At 73.0% G+C, this 17,882-nt stretch carries 18 protein-coding genes; 9 read left to right on the plus strand and 9 right to left on the minus strand.

Annotated features, from left to right (window positions below; all coding sequences use genetic code 11):
• The first annotated feature begins 56 nt into the window (after nt 1-56).
• Nucleotides 57-1,121, plus strand: a complete 1,065-nt coding sequence (locus ACZ61E_RS12165) for a LacI family DNA-binding transcriptional regulator (protein ID WP_469699541.1) — start codon at nt 57-59, stop codon at nt 1,119-1,121.
• A gap of 47 nt (nt 1,122-1,168) precedes the next feature.
• Nucleotides 1,169-2,329 carry a mandelate racemase/muconate lactonizing enzyme family protein gene (locus ACZ61E_RS12170; protein ID WP_469699491.1) on the plus strand — a complete coding sequence of 387 codons (1,161 nt, stop codon included), beginning with the start codon at nt 1,169-1,171 and terminating at the stop codon, nt 2,327-2,329.
• Nucleotides 2,330-2,336: 7 nt separating this feature from the next.
• Here the strand turns inward: ACZ61E_RS12170 and ACZ61E_RS12175 are convergent, their stop codons facing one another.
• From ACZ61E_RS12175 to ACZ61E_RS12200, 6 genes are all read right to left on the minus strand, one after another.
• Complete coding sequence (locus ACZ61E_RS12175; protein WP_469699492.1) at nt 2,337-2,876, minus strand: GAF domain-containing protein; 540 nt, start codon at nt 2,874-2,876, stop codon at nt 2,337-2,339.
• Nucleotides 2,877-2,888: 12 nt separating this feature from the next.
• Complete coding sequence (locus ACZ61E_RS12180; protein WP_469699493.1) at nt 2,889-3,518, minus strand: GTP-binding protein; 630 nt, start codon at nt 3,516-3,518, stop codon at nt 2,889-2,891.
• Nucleotides 3,496-3,867, minus strand: coding sequence for a DUF742 domain-containing protein (locus ACZ61E_RS12185; protein WP_469699494.1), 372 nt, complete (start codon nt 3,865-3,867; stop codon nt 3,496-3,498). Before ACZ61E_RS12185 ends, ACZ61E_RS12180 begins: the two co-directional genes overlap by 23 nt.
• Before the next feature lie 2 nt (nt 3,868-3,869).
• On the minus strand, nt 3,870-4,307 hold the full coding sequence (locus ACZ61E_RS12190; protein ID WP_469699495.1) for a roadblock/LC7 domain-containing protein: 438 nt from the start codon (nt 4,305-4,307) through the stop codon (nt 3,870-3,872).
• 6 nt (nt 4,308-4,313) lie between these two features.
• On the minus strand, nt 4,314-6,305 hold the full coding sequence (locus tag ACZ61E_RS12195; RefSeq protein ID WP_469699496.1) for a sensor histidine kinase: 1,992 nt from the start codon (nt 6,303-6,305) through the stop codon (nt 4,314-4,316).
• A 339-nt stretch (nt 6,306-6,644) separates the two neighbouring features.
• Nucleotides 6,645-7,538 carry an SIS domain-containing protein gene (locus ACZ61E_RS12200; RefSeq protein ID WP_469699497.1) on the minus strand — a complete coding sequence of 298 codons (894 nt, stop codon included), beginning with the start codon at nt 7,536-7,538 and terminating at the stop codon, nt 6,645-6,647.
• A gap of 145 nt (nt 7,539-7,683) precedes the next feature.
• Between ACZ61E_RS12200 and ACZ61E_RS12205 the strand changes: the two genes are divergently transcribed.
• The gene (locus tag ACZ61E_RS12205) at nt 7,684-8,475 is read left to right on the plus strand and encodes a DeoR/GlpR family DNA-binding transcription regulator (protein ID WP_469699498.1); all 792 of its coding nucleotides are present in this window, start codon (nt 7,684-7,686) and stop codon (nt 8,473-8,475) included.
• A gap of 58 nt (nt 8,476-8,533) precedes the next feature.
• Here ACZ61E_RS12205 and ACZ61E_RS12210 read toward each other — a convergent pair whose 3' ends face one another.
• Nucleotides 8,534-9,877 (minus strand): MBL fold metallo-hydrolase, encoded by a 1,344-nt coding sequence (locus ACZ61E_RS12210; RefSeq protein WP_469699499.1) that lies wholly within the window; start codon nt 9,875-9,877, stop codon nt 8,534-8,536.
• Nucleotides 9,878-10,170: 293 nt separating this feature from the next.
• Here ACZ61E_RS12210 and ACZ61E_RS12215 point away from each other — a divergent pair, with 293 nt between their 5' ends.
• From ACZ61E_RS12215 to ACZ61E_RS12225, 3 genes are all read left to right on the plus strand, one after another.
• On the plus strand, nt 10,171-11,352 hold the full coding sequence (locus ACZ61E_RS12215) for a Glu/Leu/Phe/Val dehydrogenase dimerization domain-containing protein (protein ID WP_469699500.1): 1,182 nt from the start codon (nt 10,171-10,173) through the stop codon (nt 11,350-11,352).
• A gap of 72 nt (nt 11,353-11,424) precedes the next feature.
• Nucleotides 11,425-12,063, plus strand: a complete 639-nt coding sequence (locus ACZ61E_RS12220) for a TetR/AcrR family transcriptional regulator (protein ID WP_469699501.1) — start codon at nt 11,425-11,427, stop codon at nt 12,061-12,063.
• Between the two features lie 162 nt (nt 12,064-12,225).
• Nucleotides 12,226-13,101 (plus strand): carbohydrate kinase family protein, encoded by an 876-nt coding sequence (locus ACZ61E_RS12225; protein ID WP_469699542.1) that lies wholly within the window; start codon nt 12,226-12,228, stop codon nt 13,099-13,101.
• 30 nt (nt 13,102-13,131) lie between these two features.
• On the opposite strand, the gene ACZ61E_RS12230 is transcribed toward ACZ61E_RS12225, so the two are convergent.
• Nucleotides 13,132-14,133 (minus strand): DUF6745 domain-containing protein, encoded by a 1,002-nt coding sequence (locus ACZ61E_RS12230; RefSeq protein WP_469699502.1) that lies wholly within the window; start codon nt 14,131-14,133, stop codon nt 13,132-13,134.
• A 93-nt stretch (nt 14,134-14,226) separates the two neighbouring features.
• Nucleotides 14,227-14,556 (minus strand): hypothetical protein, encoded by a 330-nt coding sequence (locus tag ACZ61E_RS12235; RefSeq protein WP_469699503.1) that lies wholly within the window; start codon nt 14,554-14,556, stop codon nt 14,227-14,229.
• Nucleotides 14,557-14,725: 169 nt separating this feature from the next.
• Between ACZ61E_RS12235 and ACZ61E_RS12240 the strand changes: the two genes are divergently transcribed.
• From ACZ61E_RS12240 to ACZ61E_RS12250, 3 genes are read left to right on the plus strand one after another with little or no spacing between them, the layout of a single operon-like run.
• Entirely contained in the window at nt 14,726-15,673 is a 948-nt protein-coding gene (locus tag ACZ61E_RS12240) for an STM4015 family protein (RefSeq protein ID WP_469699504.1), read from the plus strand.
• Nucleotides 15,670-16,665 (plus strand): STM4015 family protein, encoded by a 996-nt coding sequence (locus tag ACZ61E_RS12245; RefSeq protein ID WP_469699505.1) that lies wholly within the window; start codon nt 15,670-15,672, stop codon nt 16,663-16,665. The genes ACZ61E_RS12240 and ACZ61E_RS12245 overlap by 4 nt, the downstream gene beginning before the upstream one ends.
• Nucleotides 16,646-17,872, plus strand: coding sequence for an STM4014 family protein (locus tag ACZ61E_RS12250; protein WP_469699506.1), 1,227 nt, complete (start codon nt 16,646-16,648; stop codon nt 17,870-17,872). Before ACZ61E_RS12245 ends, ACZ61E_RS12250 begins: the two co-directional genes overlap by 20 nt.
• Nucleotides 17,873-17,882 lie beyond the last annotated feature (10 nt).

Genomic DNA, 17,882 nt, shown 5'->3' on the forward strand with positions numbered 1-17,882 from the left:
CCCGCCGCCACCGCGACACGGGGGCCTTCTTGAGTGAACGGGAAGCAAGTGGCCATGTGACGCTGGACGTCGTGGCCCGCCGCGCGGGCGTCTCCCTCGCGACCGCGTCCAGAGCCCTCAACGGAACGGCGCGGGTCAGGGACGAACTTCGGGACCGGGTGAGGGCGGCGGCGGATTTGCTCGGTTACATCCCCAACGCCCACGCCCAGGCGCTCGCCAGTTCGTCGAGCAACACGGTCGGACTGATCTGTCACGACGTCGGCGACCCGTACTTCGCCGCGATCGCCGACGGCGTGATGCGCGCCGCCGCCGAACAGGACGTCCTGGTCATGCTGGCGAGCACCTTCCGCGAACCGGCCAGGGAGATCGAGTACGTCTCCATCCTCCGCGCCCAGCGCGCCCGCGCCATCCTGCTGATCGGCTCCGGTTTCCAGGACCGCACCTGGGAACGGGCGCTGAGCGCGGAGCTCGATCCGTACCTCCGCGCGGGCGGCCGGGTGGCCGTCGTCAGCCGGCACCGCAGTGTGCGCGCCGACGCCGTCCTGCCCGAGAATCGCGCGGGCGCGGCGGCGCTCGCCCGCGCCCTGCTGGCGCTGGGGCACCGGCGGTTCGCGGTGCTGACCGGGCCGCCCAACCTCACCACCGTCGCCGACCGGCTGGCCGGGTTCCGTGAGGGGCTCGCCGAGGCGGGGATCGCGCTGGCGCCCGAATGCGTCGTGGAAGGCGCGTTCACCCGTGACGGCGGTTACGCGGCGGCGCGGGAACTCCTCACCCGCCGGACCCACCCCACCTGCGTCTTCGGCGTGACCGATGTGATGGCGGTCGGGGCACTCGCCGCGTTCCGGGAGGCGGGCATCGACGTGCCGACCGACATCTCACTCGCGGGGTTCGACGACATCCCGCTCGTGAGGGAGTTGACTCCCCCGCTCACCACGGTCGCCCTGCCGCTGACCGCCATGGGGCAGCACGCCATCTCGCTGGCGCTGCGCGAGCCGCACGGGCAGCGTTCGCGGGTGCTCCGGGTGGGCGGGGAGGTGGTGCTGCGGGCGAGTACGGCGCCACCGCCGGCCGACGTCCCGTCCGGGCGGAACACCGTGCGGGAGACGCGGGATGAGGGATGAGGGATGAGGGGCGGGCGATGACGGAGAGTGAGAGGGAGAGGGCTGGGATGCGGGGGAACCCCGTCGGGATGAAGGTCGACCGTGTCGAGACGTTCGCCGTCGAGCTGCCCACCCACCGCTCGTTCGGTGTCGCGGGCGGCTCGGTGGCCGTCGCGGGCACCCCGTCCGTCCGGATCCTGGTCCGGGTCGGCGCCGACGGACTGTACGGGTGGGGCGAGGCGACTCCCATCCCCGCCTGGACGTACGAGACCGCCGAGTCCATCGTGACGACCGTCGACCGCTATCTCGCGCCCGCGATCATCGGTACCCCGGTCTGGAATCTGGACGCCGTCGACACCGCCTTCGACCGCGCGGTCAACCGGGGATTCAGCATCGGCGCGCCGTTGGCCAAGAGCGCCGTGGACGTGGCGCTGCACGATCTGCTGGGCCGGGCGGCGGGCGTCCCCCTCGGGGTGCTGTGGGGGCAGCGCAGGGCCGAGAGCATCGAACTCGGCTGGATCGTCTCGGGGCAGTCGCCGGCCGAGGTGGGCGACAGCGTCGCGGAGGGCCTGGCCGAGGGGTACCGCGCCTTCAAGGTCAAGGTGGGTCTGCACGACGTGGACACCGACGCGGCCGTGGTGGCCGCCGTACGCGAACACGCCCCGGACGCGCCGCTGTGGGTCGACGCCAACCAGGCGTACACCGTGCCCGTGGCGCTGCGGATGGCCCGCCGGCTGGACGCGCTCGGGGTCACGGCCTTCGAACAGCCCCTGCCCGCCAACGACATCGCGGGGCTGCGTCGGCTGCGGGACCAGTCGGCGGTGCCGGTGGCGCTGGACGAGAGCCTGCGGCACCCGAGCGATCTGGCGACGTTCGTGCGGCTCGGGGCGGTCGATGTCGCGATCGCCAAGGTGCAGCGCAGCGGTGGTCTCACACTGTCCCGGCGGCTGTGCTCGCTCGCCGAGGACTGCGGGGTCGAGCTGATGGGCTCGGGGCTCACCGAGTCTGACCTGGGGCTGGCCGCCTCGCTGCACCTGTTCGCGGCGTACGGCATCACGACGCCGGTCGATCTCAACGGCAGGCAGTTCATCGGCTCGCCGTACGCGGGCGAGACCGTACGGGTGGAGCACGGTACGGCGCGGGTGCCCGAGGGGCCGGGCCTCGGGGTGGAGGTGGACGAGTCGGTGGTGCGGGAGCTGGCGGTCGACGTGCTGGAGCAGCGGGCCTGACGGGTCGTCAGTCGGGGTGGGCCGCTCCGCCGTCCTCCCGTCGGCGTATCCGCTCGGACAGTTCGGCCGCCAGGGACTTGACGGTCTCCAGGCCGGCTCTCCCCCAGTGCCGGGGCCGGGTGTCCACGACGCAGACGGTGCCCAGCGCGATACCAGTACGGTCGATGAGCGGCACGCCCAGGTAGGAGCGCAGGCCGGTCTCGTCGACGACGGCGTTGCCGGCGAACCGCGGGAAGTCCTGTACGTCCTCCAGGACGAGGGCCCTGCGCCGGACCACCACATGGGGGCAGTAGCCGTGGTCCCGGTCCCTGGAGCGCTCGGTCCCGGGCGCCGGCGCGTGCAGCCCGGCGTAGAACTGCCGTTCCTCGGCTATGAAGTTGACCATCGCGTACGGTGTGCCCGCGAGCTGGGCGAGACGCAGCGCGAAGCCGTCGAGGTCCGGCTCGGCCCGTTCGCCGATGCCGAGCAGGCGCAGCCGCCGCACCCGGTCGGGCGCGTCCCGGTCGACGGGGGTGAGCAGCAGCCGCCCGATGGGGTCGTATCTCATCCCGTCATCCCGTCATCCCGTCATCCCGTCGTCCGGTCCGGCGGCGCCGACGGCGGCGGGGGCCGGTACGGCGGTGAGCAGGTGCTGGACGAGCGTGACCAGTGTCCGGATCCCGGAGCTGGCGATGCGCGCGTCGCACATCACGACGGGCACGTCCGGCCTGAGATCGATCGCCGCCCGTACCTCCTCCGGGTCGTAGCGGAAGCCGCCGTCGAACTCGTTGACCGCGACGATGAATCCGATGCCGCGCTGCTCGAAGAAGTCCACGGCGGAGAAGGAGTTCTCCAGCCGCCGTGTGTCGGCCAGGACGATCGCGCCGAGGGCGCCCCGGCTGAGTTCGTCCCACATGAACCAGAAGCGCTCCTGGCCGGGCGTGCCGAAGAGATAGAGGACATGGCGCTCGTCGAGGGTTATGCGGCCGAAGTCCATGGCGACCGTGGTCGAGGTCTTCAGCTCGACACCCGTCAGATCGTCCGTCTCGACGCCGACCTGTGTCAGCAGTTCCTCGGTGCTCAGCGGCGCGATCTCACTGACCGCTCCCACGAATGTCGTCTTGCCCACCCCGAAGCCGCCGGCCACCAGGACCTTGAGCGCGGTGGGGAACGGGGTGGGGAGGGAGTCAGAGCTGTCGTCGTAGGCCATCGAGTACTGCCTCCAGGAGGGAACAGTCGCTGGGGTTGTCGAAGTTGTGGGGTGGCCGGACGGTGACCGCGCCGCTGTCCATGAGGTCGGACAACAGGATCTTCGCGACGACGGCGGGCAGCCGCAGGTGCCCGGCGATCTCCGCCACGGACATCGGCCCGTGGCAGAGGGCGAGCGCCTCGCTGTGCTCGGGGCCGAGATGTGTCCGGCTCGTGGCTCCCGTGGCCATGACCAGCGACAGCAGGTCCAGCTCCGCCGTCGGGCGGGTCCGGCCGCCGCTGACCGTGTACGGGCGGATGAGCCGGCCCGCCGCGTCGTCCACCCATGGCCCGTCCGCCGGGACCGTCACGGTCACTGCCCCGTGACGCTCGATGCGGTGCCGGCCGCCTGCCTGACCGGCGTCGCCAGATACGGCCTGACGCTCTTGACCAGCATCGCCATCTCGTAGCCGAGGACGGCGGCGTCCGCCTCTCGTCCGGCGAGTACGGCCAGACAGGTGCCGGAGCCCGCCGTCGAGACGAAGAGGAGGGTGGAGTCGAGTTCCACCACCACCTGGCGGACCTCGCCGCTGTCGCCGAAGCGCGCGCCGGCGCTGCGGCCGAGCGAGTAGAGGCCGGACGCGAGAGCGGCCATGTGGTCGGCACTGTCGGGGTCGAGGCCGTGGACCGACCTGACGAGTCCGTCGGAGGAGAGGAGTACGGCGCTGCGGGTGTACGGCACCCGCTGGACGAGGCCGCTGAGCAGCCAGTCGAGGTCGGAGACGTGGCCTGTCGGCGCATCGCTCGCCATGGTGATCTACTCCTTGGGGGGGTTGTCCCGGACCGCGTGTCGCGGATCCGGCGGTTCCGTCGCGGGCGCCGGGCCGGGGCCGGGCTCGTGGTCCCGGGCGGGCTGGGCCTCGGCGAGGCCGATACCGCGCTGGAAGGCGGCCATCAGACCGGGGTCGTGGAGTGCCTGTTCGCCGTCGCCGGGCGGGGCGGGCGCGTCCCGCAGTTGGGGGACGAGGTGCTCCTGGCTGCGGCGCCTGGGCAGTTGGGGGCGGTCCATGGTGCCGCGTAAGGCGCCGGGCGGGGAGGGGCTCTCCGCCACCGGCAGGAACTCGGGGGGCTGGAGCGGGTGCTCCGGCAGAAACGACTCTTCCGGTGGCGACTGCTGGGCCGGTTCGGGAGAGCGTGGCCGCGCGGTGGGGCCCGTCGGTGCGTCGGCGGTCGCGGGGCGCGGCGGGCGCTCACCCCGGACGGGCAGCGGCCGGCGCCCCGACGTCCTCCGGTGGGAGGGGCGCCGCGGAGTCTCCTTCGCGGGGCCGGGGCCGGGGCCGGGGTCGGTGGGGCCGGGCCGGGCCGTCTCGTACACCTGCGCGGGTACGGACGGGGGTGCGGGCGCCGGGGCCGCTTCCCGTACCGGAGCGGGCACCGGCGCGGGCGCCTGCCCGTTCGCGTTCACGTTCACGTTCGGCAGCGGGTTCGCGGGCGGGGATCCGGCCACGGGGGCTCCCGGCGCGCGTTCTCCGGCCTGCCCCGTCCCGTCGCCGTCGGCGCCCAACAGCGCCTGCGGCAGCACGAGTACGGCCTGGACGCCGCCGTAGATGTTGGCGTGCAGCCGGACGGCGATGCCGTGCCGCCGGGCGAGGGCCGAGACCACGAACAGACCGATACGCCCGTCCTGGAGGAGACGGCCGACATTGACCTGGTCGGGATCGGCGAGCAGGGCGTTCATCCGCTTCTGCACGTCGGCCGGCATACCGAGCCCGCGGTCCTCGACCTCGATGGCCAGTCCGGCGGTCACCTCCTGCGCACGGAGCAGGACTTGGGTGTGCGGCGCGGAGAACAGGGTGGCGTTCTCGACGAGTTCGGCCAGCAGATGGACGACGTCGGCGACGGCGTGCCCGCGCAGGGTGCCGTTGACGGGCGGTACGAGTTTGACCCGGGGGTACTGCTCGACCTCCGCCACGGCGGAGCGCAGCACCTCGGTCAGGGTGACCGGCCGGCTCCACTGGCGGCGCGAGACGGCCCCGCCGAGCACGGCGAGATTCTCGGCGTGCCTGCGGATGCGGGTGGCGAGATGGTCGACCTGGAAGAGACCTTTCAGCAGGTCCGGGTCCTCGACCTTGTTCTCCAACTCGTCCAGGAGCTGGATCTCCCGGTGCACCAGGGACTGGAGGCGGCGGGCGAGGTTGACGAAGACCTCGACCTTCTGTTCGTTGCCGACGCTGCTGGAGAGCCGGGACGCCTGGACGACGGCCGCGACCGCGTGCTCCTGGGAGCGGCCCAGTTCGTGTGCGAGCAGGTCCAGTTCGTCACCCGCGGGTGCGTTCGCCGGGTGTGGCCGCCGTGGTGGCGGGCCCTCGCCGCGGCGCAGTCGCTCCACCACCGCGCGCAGGTCGGCGCGGGCGCGGGCGTTCGACCGGCGCAGCGCGTTGGAGCGGTCGTGCACGGATCTGGCCGCGCGGTCGGCGCCGACGGCTGCGGCGGTCGCGGCGAGGACGCCGGCCAGCACCGTGCCGACGACGGCGGCCCAGATCTCGGGCGTCGGCGCCACCGCGCCGGAGCGGACGGTGACGAGCACGGCGAGCAGCCCGCTGAGCGTGGTTATGACGGTCGGCAGCACGGCGGCGCGCAGGAGTTGGGGGCGTATACCGGCTTCGGGCGGGGCCGGTGCGGGCTGCTCGGGTGCGGCCGGGCCCTTGGGCTTCGGCGCTCTGGCCGAGGGCGTCCGGGTGCCCGGCCGGCCGTGCCGGCCGCCTTCTCGGCGTTCGGGTCGCGCGGCGGGTGCGCGAAGTTGAGACATCAGCGTCCTCGGTACGTGGGGCCCCAGGCATTCGGTGTTCTGCGGCTGTGTGTCGCGTGGTGTGCGTGGTGCGTGGTCGTCGGCGTAACGAGGGGCGGACATGCGGAAGAAGCCCAGCGTTGATCACCGAGCACACACGGTAGTTGGCGAATAGTCAGTTTCGGCGGGCAGTTGACGAACTTCCCCACAGAGCATCCCGCTCTGGTATGAGCCGTCGCACATCAGTCCGAAACAGTGCAATCGCACGGAGGGCCGGAGCGGTTGCCCACGTCTCCGGCTCTCTCGTCCGCCCGGCCCCCACGGCCGCGGGGCCGTCTCCGCCGGTTTCCCTCCGCCGGGCTACCCCTCGGCGAGAATCACCGAACGGGTGAGGTGGCGCGGCCGGTCGGGGTCGAGACCCCGGGCGTCGGCGAGTGCCAGGGCGAGGCGCTGGATCCGTACCAGCTCGGCCAGCGGGTCGAGTTCACCGGCCACCCACAGCCCGCCGGTCGCGCCGACCTGCTCGGCGAGGCCGTCGGGCGCGGGGCCGAGCAGCCAGGTCGCGGTGCCCTCGGTGGTGATGCTGATGGGGCCGTGCCGGTATTCCATCGCGGGGTAGGACTCCGTCCACGCGAGCGCCGCCTCCCGCATCTTGAGCGCGCCCTCGTTGGCCAGTCCGACGGTCCAGCCCTGCCCGAGGAAGGTGAACTGCGAGCAGTCGGTGATCCCTTCGGGCAGGGGCTCCGCCACGGCGCGCTCCGCGTCGGCGACCATCGATCCGGTGTGCAGGCCGAGGTGGGCGCGGAGCAGGGTGAGGGCGGTGGTGGCGAACCGGGTCTGCACCACGGACCGTTCGTCGGCGAAGTCGAGGACGACGAGGTCGTCGGCGGCCGAGCGGATGGGCGTCTCGGGGTCGGCGGTGATCGCGGTCGTGCGGGCGGCTGTGCCGCGCGCCGCCGCCAGCAGCTGAAGGACCTCGGTGGTCGTACCGGACCGGGTCAGCGCCACGACGCGGTCGTACCGGCGGTCGGCCGGGAACTCGGAGGCGGCGAAGGCGTCGGTCTCCCCCTGCCCCGCGCCCTCCCTGAGCGCCGCGTACGCCTGGGCCATGTAGTACGAGGTGCCGCAGCCGACGACCGCGGTGCGCTCACCGGCCTCCGGGAGCCGGCCCGAGCCGCGCAGACCCCCGGCCAGTTCCGCCGCCCGGCTCCAGCTCGCGGGCTGACTGGCCAGTTCCTCCTGGACGAAGGTCATGTCGGCTCTCCACTCTCGGTCTCTCCGGAAGATGCTTGTTCGTGCATGCTAGAGGAGGTTTTCGAGCACCTTCAAACAAGACCGTCGAGGATTCGGGCGCACCCGAAAGTGCTTGAATGATCCGGAGCGCGGCGAAGGAGAAGCGTTGAACCGGTACGAACGGCACCACACCCTGCTCGAACTCCTCTCCGAGCGGGGCCGGTTGGACGTGGACGACGCCGCCGCCGAGCTGGCGGTGTCGGCGGCGACGGTGCGCAGGGACCTCGACCACCTCGCCGAACAGCAGTTGCTCACCCGCACCCGGGGCGGGGCGGTGGCGCACTCGGTCTCGTACGGGCTGCCGCCCCGCTACAAGCGGGTGGGGCGGTCCGCGGAGAAGCAGCGCATCGGCCGCGCCGCCGCCGCGCTGGTGCACCGGGGCACGGTGATCGGGCTCAACGGCGGCACGACGACGGCCGAGGTGGCGCGGGCGGTCGCCACCCGGGGCGATCTGGCCGGCGCGCCGGACCGGGGCGGGGAGCCCGCCGTCACCCTGGTGACCAACGCGCTCAACATCGCCCATGAACTGGCCGTGCGTCCGCACATCAAGATCGTCACCACGGGCGGGGTGGCCATGCCCCAGTCGTACGAACTCGTGGGCCCGCTGGCCAGACACATCCTGGACGAGGTCAGCCTGGACATCGCCTTCATCGGAGCCGACGCCGTCGACGCGGAGTCGGGGGCGAGCGCGCGCAGCGAACACGAGGCGAGCGTCAACGCGCTGCTCGCCGAACGTGCACGCAGCCTCGTGGTGGTGGCGGACAGTACGAAGCTGGGCACGACGGCCTTCGCCCGGATCTGTCCGACGGAGGCCATCGGCACACTGATCACGGACACCGGCGCCCCCGAACAGGCGAGCCTGTTCGAGGAGCGCGGCGTGACGGTCATCCAGGTCTGAGAACGGTCCGTGCGCCCGGCGCGGCGCACGGCACCGGCGGTGCTGCGGCGCGGCAGTCCTACGGCGCGCTCCGCGCGGAGGGTGCCGCCCCGGTGGACCCCGCGCCGCTGCCGGGACCGGTCTCCGTCCCGGCGCCCGCGCCACCGGCACCGGCAGCAGGGGCCCGGTCCGAGACGGACGGGTCGGCGGCGGAGGCGGTCGCCGTGGCCGGGGTCGCCGCTGTCGCCGGGACCGGCGCCTTGTCCCCCGCCGGGGCCGCCTCCGGCCAGCCGCCGGCCGGCGGGACGGCGACCGCGCGCCACCACGGGGCGCCGGGGATGGTGTCGGTGAGCGTCGGCTCGTAGGACTCCCCCGGACGCGGCAGCGCGATCCGTACGCCCGCCTCGGCCGCGGCGGTGACCGTGCCCTCGCCGGGCTCGGCCCACGGGTGCGGGGCGAGGTTGAAGGTGCCCCAGTGGATCGGGAGCATCACACCGGACGGCTCGCCCCGCTGGAGGTCGAGGTGCGCGCGGAGCCCCTCGGCGGGGGTCATGTGGATGTCCGGCCAGTACTCGCTGTAGGCGCCGATCTGGATCATCGTGGCGTCGAAGGGGCCGTGCGCGGCGCCGATGTCGCGGAAGCCGGAGAAGTAGCCGGTGTCACCGCTGTGGTAGACGCGGTGCTCGGGACCGGCGACGGCCCAGGACGCCCAGAGGGTGTGCTGCTGGTTGCGCAGGCCGCGGCCGCAGAAGTGCCGCGCGGGGGTCGCGGTGAAGGAGATGCCCGCCACCTCGGCGCTCTCGTTCCAGTCCAGCTCGCGCAGGCGCGAGGCGGGCACGCCCCACCGCTCCAGGTGGGCGCCGACGCCGAGCGGCACCGCGAACACGGTGTCGGTGGAGGCGAGCCCCTTGATCGTCGGCAGATCGAGGTGGTCGTAGTGGTCGTGCGAGATGACGACGACGTCGACCGGCCCGAGCGCGGCGAGGGACACGGGCACGGGGTGCAGCCGCTTGGGTCCGGCGAAGGAGAAGGGGGAGCAGCGCTCGCCCCAGACCGGGTCGAAGAGCACGCGGCGCCCGTCGATCTCGGCGAGGACGCTGGAGTGTCCCATCCAGGTCAGCCGCAGCCCGGAGGCGGGCGGTACGGCGAGGTCCGCGAGGGTGTCCTGATGGACGGGGACGGGGCCGGCGGGCGCGCGCCGGACCCGCGCCTCCTTACGGAGGTAGACCTTCGACAGCTCCACCATGGAGCCGGACGGTCTGGTTCTGGCGGTGCCCTCGGGGTTCTGGAAGACACCGTCGGCGAAGTTCGGGGAGCGGTGGATCCGCTCCAGGCGTTCGCCGGCCGAGTCGGCCCCGAATGCCTCGGACCGCATCGAGCGCAGCCGGGAGCGGAGTGAGGGTGGGGAGCCGGCGCCGTTCACTGCATCTCCTGAAGGTTCGGTTCATCCCATTATGGGCGGTTCATCGGACCGGGGTGCCACGCCGGTTGTGCCGTCCGGGGCACGGTGGTGCAACGTGCGGACGATCTCGCGGATTCCCCCGCGCGATCACCGACCGGCGAATTCCGGCCACAGGGTCACCGCCGCGCGGGGCCCACGGCCCGCCCGCCGGGCGTCCCCGATCTCTTTGACACCCGCACGCTCCGCTCCCGACACTGACCTCTCATTCAGTTGCCGCGCTCCCCCGTGGTCCGCCGTCGTGCCTGGAGGCACCCATGTCCCCGCTGATATCGCTGACCTGGTGCGACGACGTGACCGGCCGCCGGGGGTATCTGGTCGTCGACCGGCTCGTGCGCGGCGTCGCCAGCGGCGGGCTCCGGATGCGCGACGGCTGCTCGCTGGACGAGGTGACCGGGCTTGCCCGTGGCATGACCATGAAGGAGGCCCTGCACTACGACGACGAACCGTCGGTGCGCTACATCCCGCTCGGCGGGGCCAAGGGCGGTATCGACTGCGATCCCCGGGACCCGGCGGCGTACGGCGTCCTCGTCCGCTACCTGCGGGCCGTCCGGCCGTACATCGAGACCGTCTGGACCACGGGCGAGGACCTGGGACTGACCCAGGACCTGATCGACCGGGCCGCGGCCGAGGCGGGGCTCGTCTCGACCATTCAGGCGATCCATCCGCTCCTGGACGACGAGCGGGCCGCGCGGCGGCGTCTCGCCGACGCCTTCGCGGTGGACGTCGACGGCATCGGCCTCGACGAACTCGCCGGGGGCTGCGGCGTCGCCGAGTCCGCGCTCACCGCGCTCGACCGGGCCGGGGTGCCCCGTGCCGGGACACGGGTCTCCGTGCAGGGACTGGGGACGATGGGCGGGGCGACCGCGCGGTTCCTGTCCCGGGCCGGGCTCAGGATCGTGGCCGTGGCGGACGTCGAGGGGACCATCGCCTGTCCGGACGGCCTCGACGTCGAGTCGCTGCTCGCCGCCCGTGACCCGTTCGGGACCGTGGACCGCGCCGTGCTGCGGCCCGGTGACCGGGAACTGCCGGGTGACGCGTGGCTGACGGCGGACGCCGACATCCTGGTGCCCGCGGCCGTCTCGTACGCGATCGACACCACCAACCAGGCGCGGATCACCGCCCGCTGGATCGTGGAGGCGGCGAACATGCCCGTCCTGGCCGAGGCGGAGGAGCTGCTCTCCGCTCGGGGGATCACGGTGCTGCCGGACGTCGTCGTCAACTCCGCCACGAACGCCTGGTGGTGGTGGACCCTCTTCGGCGACATCGGGGCGGACGCGGAGGAGGCTTTCACCCATACGCGCCGCGCCATGCGCGCGCTGACCCGCCTGACCCTGGCGCGTGCGGAGGCCGCCGGCGCCACCCCCAGAGCCGCCGCGCACGCGATCGCCGCCGACCGACTGGCCCTGATCACCGAGCGGTTCGGCCACGACCGCTGACCGGCCGGTTCCGGCGGCGGCTGGTGTACAGGGGGGAGATTCCTGTCAACCGGCTGGGGTTAGGGTTCAGTTGTGGCGAGAGTAAGGCTGAGTGTGGAGGAGCGACGCGAGGACCTGCTGCGCGCCGCGATCGAGCAGATCCAGACACGGGGGGTGGCGGCCGTGCGCATCGCGGACGTCGCCGCCGTCCTCGGAGTGAGCAACGCCCTGGTGCTCTACCACTTCTCCACGAAGGAGAAGCTGCTCGCCGCCGCCTTCCGGTACGCCGCCGAGGAAGAACTGGCACAGGTACGGGAGTTGCTCGGCCGCCGTGCGAGCGCGCTTCACCGGCTGCACGCCGCGACCCGCTGGTACGCGCCGACCGGCGAGGCCAGGGGCCGGCGGCTGTGGATCGAGGGATGGGCTGCCGCGCCGCGCGAGCCCGCGCTGCACGAGGTGGCGAGCGATCTCGACCAGCAGTGGAAGGCCGCGCTCGCCGCGGTCATCGAAGAGGGCGTCGACGCCGGGGAGTTCCGCTGCGCGGACCCGGTGGCGACGGCCTGGCGGCTGACCGCGCTGTTGGACGGCCTCGCGGTGCAGATGACGTCGTACGCGGGATCGCTGAGCCGGGCCACCCTGCTGGAGTGGTCGGACGAGGCGCTCGCGCGTGAACTGGGCGTCGACCGGGCGGTCCTCGGCGCCGACGACTTGGTGACCGGAACCGCCGGGTGAGGGACGCCCACCCGCCGTCCGCCGCCACCGCGGCCATACTGTGGCGGACATCCGGAATCCGGAACGAAGGTGGAGACTGTGGCGCAGCAGCAGACCGAACACCCGGAGGTCGAGCGGACGGGGTCGGGGGCCGGTCCGGAAGCGGGGCCGGACGTCGACGTGCTGGTCGTCGGCGGCAGCGGTGTGGACACGGTGGTCCGTGTCGACTCGCTCCCCGTCCCGCTCGCCGACGCGATCGGTGTCGGGCCCATCCGGGAGTGGCCGGGACAGACCGGCGGCAACGTGGCCCTGGGCTGTCGGGCCCTCGGACTGAACGTCAAATTCCTCGACTTCGTCGGTGACGACTGGACGGGCGGTCAGGTCCGTGAGCATCTCGCGAAGGGCGGGGTGGACTTCGAAGGGCTGATCTCGCCCGCGGGCACCCGCCGCGCGGTCAATCTCGTCGAGAAGACGGGCCGCAGGATGTCCTTCTACGACGGGCGCGACCCGGATGACCTGCGGATGCCGCGCGAGTTCTACCTGCCGCACCTGCGGCGGGCCCGCCGCGTCCATGTGTCGCTGACGAACTTCACCCGCTTCCTGCTGGACGACATCATCGAGCTGGGGATCCCGGTCTCGACCGACCTGCACGACTGGGACGGGGTGGACGCCTACCACCGGGAGTTCGCCCACCGCGCCGATCTCGTCTTCCTCAGCGCCGCCGGTGCCCGCGAGCGCATAGCGCCGGTGATGCGGGAGATCCTGCGTGAGGGCAGGGCTCGGACGGTGGTGGCCACCGCGGGCGCCGGCGGCTCGTACCTGCTGACCCGTGAGGGCGGCCGTACGCCCCGCCCCATCCCGGCGACCGTCCCGCCCGCACCGGTGGTGGACTCCAACGGCGCGGGCGACGCGTACGTCTCCGGCTTTCTCTACGGCCAGTTGACCGGACGGGACCTGGACGACTGCGCACGTCTCGGCGCGGTCGCGGGCGCCTACGCGTGCACGGTGGAGGGCAGCTCGTCACTGATCACCTCCGAGGCGCTGCTGTCGGGGGTGTAGAAACGGCCGGCGGGCCCGGAGTCCGTCCCGTCAGGTCTGCTTGAGCGGTTCGTACGCCTGGGCGTCGAGTCCGAACGTCCAGGCGACGCCCTCCCTGGCGGTGCGGGTGTTCGGCGGCACCCGGAGCCAGTAGGTGCGGCTCATGCCGTCGGGCTCCGGGGTGGAGTTGACGACCTCGACCATCACGACGTCCTCGTCGTCGTCGAGCGCTATCCGCCACAGGATTCCGGTCTCGTCCTTGCCGATCGGCTCGGCGCCGGATTCGGCGAGATAGCGGTCGTAGCCGTAGTGCTCCAGCATCACGCGGCGCAGTTCCGCGTTCTCCTCGTTACGGATCCGGGCCGGGTCGAGCGTGGTCAGCTCGGCGAGGAAGGCGGCGGGGACCGGCATACCGCGCCATGCGTAGAGCGCGAAACCGTCCGGGTAGGCCAGGGCAGGACCGTCACCGCGGTCGAGGCGTCCCGCCTCGTCGCGGTGCAGCTCCACCGGGCGTTCGCAGACCACCGTCACCTTCTCGTACGGCCACCACCAGCCGGCGTGGGCCGCCACCTCGGCGAGACCCGTCAGCCGGTCGCCCCGGCCGTCGAACGCGGCGAGCCAGGCGGCGTCGTGCTGGCCGAGGACCGCGTCGAGCAGCAACTGGCGTGTCCCGGGCAGATCTTCGGGGTCCGTGGTGGACGCGTCGGTGATGCCGGAGCGGATGCGCTCGGCGAGCGCACGGGTGGTGTCCCAGAGCCGGGCGCCGGTGGCGCCCCACCACTCGGCCCAGCCCGCGGGGCCCAGCTCGTCGTGGATACGGCGCCGTTCCTCGGCCCACGGCTTGGTGCGCACCTCGTCACGGACCGATCTGCCCTGGTCCGCGAGGGAACGGACCGCGGTGAGCGCGGCGAGCGGCGAGTCCGCCCAGACGATCCGCTCCGGCTCGGCCAGCCCGGCCGTACGGTACGCGAGCCGTATCCCCGCCTCGGCCGCCGGCCGGTCGGCCGCCCCGGTCGCCGCCGCGACGCCACGCCACTTCTCCATCTGCTGCATGTCTGATGCCCCGTCCCCTGTTGTCACTGTCGTCCCGTCCACTGCCCTGCCCCGTGATCACGCCGTGCCGTCGGCGCGGGCGCCCGTCCGCCCTCAGTCGGCGACGACACGCACCGCACCCGGCAGGTACTCGCGCTGGCGCACCACGCGGAACCACCCCTTGGGCAGCGGGATCGTCGCGTGCTCCTCGTGCACCACCCGGCCGCCCTCCGGCAGATGGAGCAGCATCGGCCCGAACTCGCCGCCGGTCTCCCGGACGAGCCTGCCGGGGCCCGTCACCGCGTGGGCGTGTCCCGTGACCTCGCCCAGCGCCAGGACCAGGCGGCCCCGCGCGTCCCTCGGCTCGCTGCGCGTTTCGGTGATGCCGGACGGCACACTCTCCTCAGCGACGGGCACGATGAGCACGTCTCCCTGCCGGTACATGGCTCTCCCCTCCACGGACGGCGCCGAGTGCGCCGACCTGGAAACGACGCTAGACGGTGGGTCTGACAACAGGCTCCGACCCCCGAACCGAGTTGTCAGTGGGGCCTGTTACAACTTCTCTCAGCATCAAGCCGATCAACGCCGACGCCCGGTGTCTGGAGCAATCGCCATGACCGTTTCGAACCATCTGCAGGAGCTGGACGGCCTGCCCGCGTTCGACTTCCCCGACGCCGAAGCCGAGCCGAAGGCGGAACTGCCCGACGCGGGTTCGGTGGCCTGGCGTGTCGGCGTCGACGCGTACGACAGCGAGGAGGAGTGGCAGGAGGCGTTCGCGCGCTTCCTGGCCGCCGTCGACCCCACCAGGGTCCGCGCGCTGATCGTGGGCGCCTGGAGCGAGGTGTACGAGACCGCGCCGGACGAGGTGACGGCCGCGCTCCTCGCGGCGAGCGACCGGCTCCCCTCGCTGCGGGCGCTGTTCGTCGGTGACATCACGTACGAGGAGTGCGAGATCTCCTGGATCAACCAGACGGCGATGGGCCCACTGATCAACGGCTTTCCGCAGCTCCACTCGTTCGGGGTGCGCGGCGGCCAGGGGCTGAACATGGCCGGTGTCAAGCACGACGGGCTGCGTTCGCTGACCGTCGAGACGGGCGGCCTGGACGCCGAGGTCGTACGGGACATCGGCGCGGCCGACCTGCCCGCGCTCGAACGTCTGGACATCTGGCTGGGGGTCTCCTGGTACGGGGCGAACACGATCGTGGCGGACCTGGATCCGTTCCTCACCGGTGCCCGGCTGCCCGCGCTGACGTCCCTGGCCCTGCGGAACAGCGAGATCCAGGACGAGATAGCCGCGGCGATGGCGGGAGCGCCGGTCGTGGCACGCCTGGAGACGCTCGACCTGTCGATGGGCACCCTCGGGGACGAGGGCGCGGAGGCGCTGCTCAGCGGGCAGCCGCTCACCCATCTGAAGAAGCTGGACCTGCACCACCACTATCTGAGCGAGCCCATGGAGAAGCGGCTGCGCGAGACGCTGGAGCCCGCGGGGGTCGTCGTGGACCTCTCCGAGCGCGAGTCCGCCAGGGAGGAAGAGTCGCGCTACACGGCGGTGGCCGAATGACCGGCCTCGACGCCGGCCCGGACGGGATCGACCACATCCAGGAGTTCTACGGGCTGCCCGTCCTCACCCTTCCGCGCGAGGAGACCCCTGGACCGGGGTCCCTGCCCGAGCCCGACGCCGTCGCGTGGCGGCTGGACTGCGGATGGGACGAGGAGTGGCCGTACGACAGGCTGTGGCGGCGCTTCACGGACGTCGTGGACACCGAGCGGGTGCGGGCCCTGGTCATCGGGCCGTGGTGGTGCGGCGAGTACTCGGAGCTGCGCCCCGTCCTGGAGCTGCTGGTCGCCGACGCGGCCCGGTTCCCCGCGCTGCGCGCGCTGTTCCTGGCGGACGTGGTCGGCGAGGAGTGCGAGGTGTCCTGGCTGCGGATCAACGACATCACCCCGGCGATCGAGGCGTTCCCGCTGCTGGAGGAGTTCGGGGTGCGGGGCTGCGGCGACACGTACAGGGACGGTGACCTGCGGCTGCGGCCGGTGGAGCACGACCGGCTGCGGGTCCTGCGCTTCGAGTCGGGCGGGCTGCCGGGGACCGTCGTGCGGGCCGTCGGTGCGAGCGGACTGCCCGCGCTGGAGCATCTGGAGCTGTGGCTCGGCGTCGAGGAGTACGGCGGCAACGCGACCGTCGCCGATCTGGCGCCGCTCCTCGACGGCGGCCGGTTCCCGCGGCTGCGCCATCTGGGGCTCCAGAACAGCGAGATCCAGGACGAGATCGCGGGCGCCGTGGCCTCGGCGCCGGTCGTCGCCGGGCTCCGGTCGCTGGCCCTGTCCATGGGCACGCTCACCGACGCCGGGGCCGAGGCGCTCCTCGCCGGCCAGCCGCTCACCCATCTGGAGAAGCTGGACCTGAGGCATCACTTCGTCTCGAAGGCGTGGACCGGACGGATTGAGGATGCTCTGGGGCCGCACGGCGTGCGGCTGGAGCTGGAGTCGGCGATGGACTACAGCGAGGGCACCGACGACGACGAGTGGCGTTATGTCGCCGTCTCCGAGTAGCGCCGCGCCGCGCCGGGTGCCGGCCCTGGCTGTCGTCGGCAATCCCGCCAACCGGCGCGTCGGCCTGTTCCGGGACGCCGTCCGGGCGGCGGGCCTGCCGCCGGCCCGTGAGGTGGCCTGGCTCGATGTGCTGGGCGGGCGGGCCGTGTTCCGCCCGGGTGAGGTCGTGCGGGTCGAGTCGCCGGGCGAGGACGCGGCGGTGGAACGGCTGCTGCGTGGCACGGACGACGCCACCCGGGTGGAGGGCACGGCCCGCTGGTACGAGCGGTTCGTCTCCGCCGTGCGGGAGTTGGGCAGCTCCGTACGGGCGGCGGGAGCCGGTCTCCTGGACGAGCCGGACGATTTGGCGGTGCTGTTCGACAAGCGGCTGTGCCACGAGGCGCTGGACCTGGCGTCCGTGCCCGTGCCCCCGTCGCCCACCTCCGGTTCCCGCGCGCCGGCCGTGCGGGGCTGGGACGACGTACGCGCCCTGATGGGCGGTCCCGGTATGCGCCGGGCGTTCGTCAAGCTCGCCCACGGGTCGTCCGCCTCCGGGGTGCTCGCGGTCGAGACCGCCGGTCCGGGGCGGGTGCGGGCGACGACATCGGTCGAACGCGACACCGCCGGGCGGCTGTTCAACTCGCTGCGGGTACGGCGGCTGACCACCGAGCCCGAGGTGGCGGCGATCGTCGACGCGCTGGCCCCGGACGGGCTGCATGTCGAGCGGTGGCTGCCGAAGGCCACGCAGCACGGCCGGGCGGCCGATCTGCGGGTGGTGGTCGTCGCGGGCCGGGCGACGCACGCCGTCGTACGGACGAGTTCGTCGCCGATGACCAATCTGCATCTCGGCGGGGCCCGCGGCGATCTGGCAGCGGCGCGGGAGGCGGCTGAGGCGGCCGGGGGCAGCGGGAGCTGGGCCGCCGCGCTGGAGATCTGCGAGCGGGCGGCCGCGTGCTTCCCCGGCACGCACTGCGTGGGGGTGGACCTGCTGCCCGCGACGGGCTGGCGACGCTTCGCCGTCGGCGAGGTCAACGCCTTCGGCGACCTGCTGCCGGGTCTCACCGGACTGCCGGGGAGCGGTGCGGAGGGCCTGGACACCTACGGGGCGCAGCTCGCGGCGCTGCGGTCGGGCAGCCGCGTCGGCGGCCCGGAGACCGACGCCTACGCCACCGGGGCCGGGGTCGGTGCCGGGGATCTCGTGCGGCGGGAGCGTCATGCTCACATCTGAGACCGGAGCC

This window comes from Streptomyces sp. NPDC104581, assembly GCF_055583685.1.

Bases quoted from the DNA above. Each gene is read 5' to 3' on its own strand.
- ACZ61E_RS12170 (WP_469699491.1), top strand. From the start codon at position 1,169: ATGCGGGGGAACCCCGTCGGGATGAAGGTCGACCGTGTCGAGACGTTC.
- ACZ61E_RS12175 (WP_469699492.1), bottom strand. From the start codon at position 2,876: ATGAGATACGACCCCATCGGGCGGCTGCTGCTCACCCCCGTCGACCGG.
- ACZ61E_RS12180 (WP_469699493.1), bottom strand. From the start codon at position 3,518: ATGGCCTACGACGACAGCTCTGACTCCCTCCCCACCCCGTTCCCCACC.
- ACZ61E_RS12190 (WP_469699495.1), bottom strand. From the start codon at position 4,307: ATGGCGAGCGATGCGCCGACAGGCCACGTCTCCGACCTCGACTGGCTG.
- ACZ61E_RS12195 (WP_469699496.1), bottom strand. From the start codon at position 6,305: ATGTCTCAACTTCGCGCACCCGCCGCGCGACCCGAACGCCGAGAAGGC.
- ACZ61E_RS12200 (WP_469699497.1), bottom strand. From the start codon at position 7,538: ATGACCTTCGTCCAGGAGGAACTGGCCAGTCAGCCCGCGAGCTGGAGC.
- ACZ61E_RS12215 (WP_469699500.1), top strand. From the start codon at position 10,171: ATGTCCCCGCTGATATCGCTGACCTGGTGCGACGACGTGACCGGCCGC.
- ACZ61E_RS12230 (WP_469699502.1), bottom strand. From the start codon at position 14,133: ATGCAGCAGATGGAGAAGTGGCGTGGCGTCGCGGCGGCGACCGGGGCG.
- ACZ61E_RS12235 (WP_469699503.1), bottom strand. From the start codon at position 14,556: ATGTACCGGCAGGGAGACGTGCTCATCGTGCCCGTCGCTGAGGAGAGT.
- ACZ61E_RS12240 (WP_469699504.1), top strand. From the start codon at position 14,726: ATGACCGTTTCGAACCATCTGCAGGAGCTGGACGGCCTGCCCGCGTTC.
- ACZ61E_RS12245 (WP_469699505.1), top strand. From the start codon at position 15,670: ATGACCGGCCTCGACGCCGGCCCGGACGGGATCGACCACATCCAGGAG.
- ACZ61E_RS12250 (WP_469699506.1), top strand. From the start codon at position 16,646: ATGTCGCCGTCTCCGAGTAGCGCCGCGCCGCGCCGGGTGCCGGCCCTG.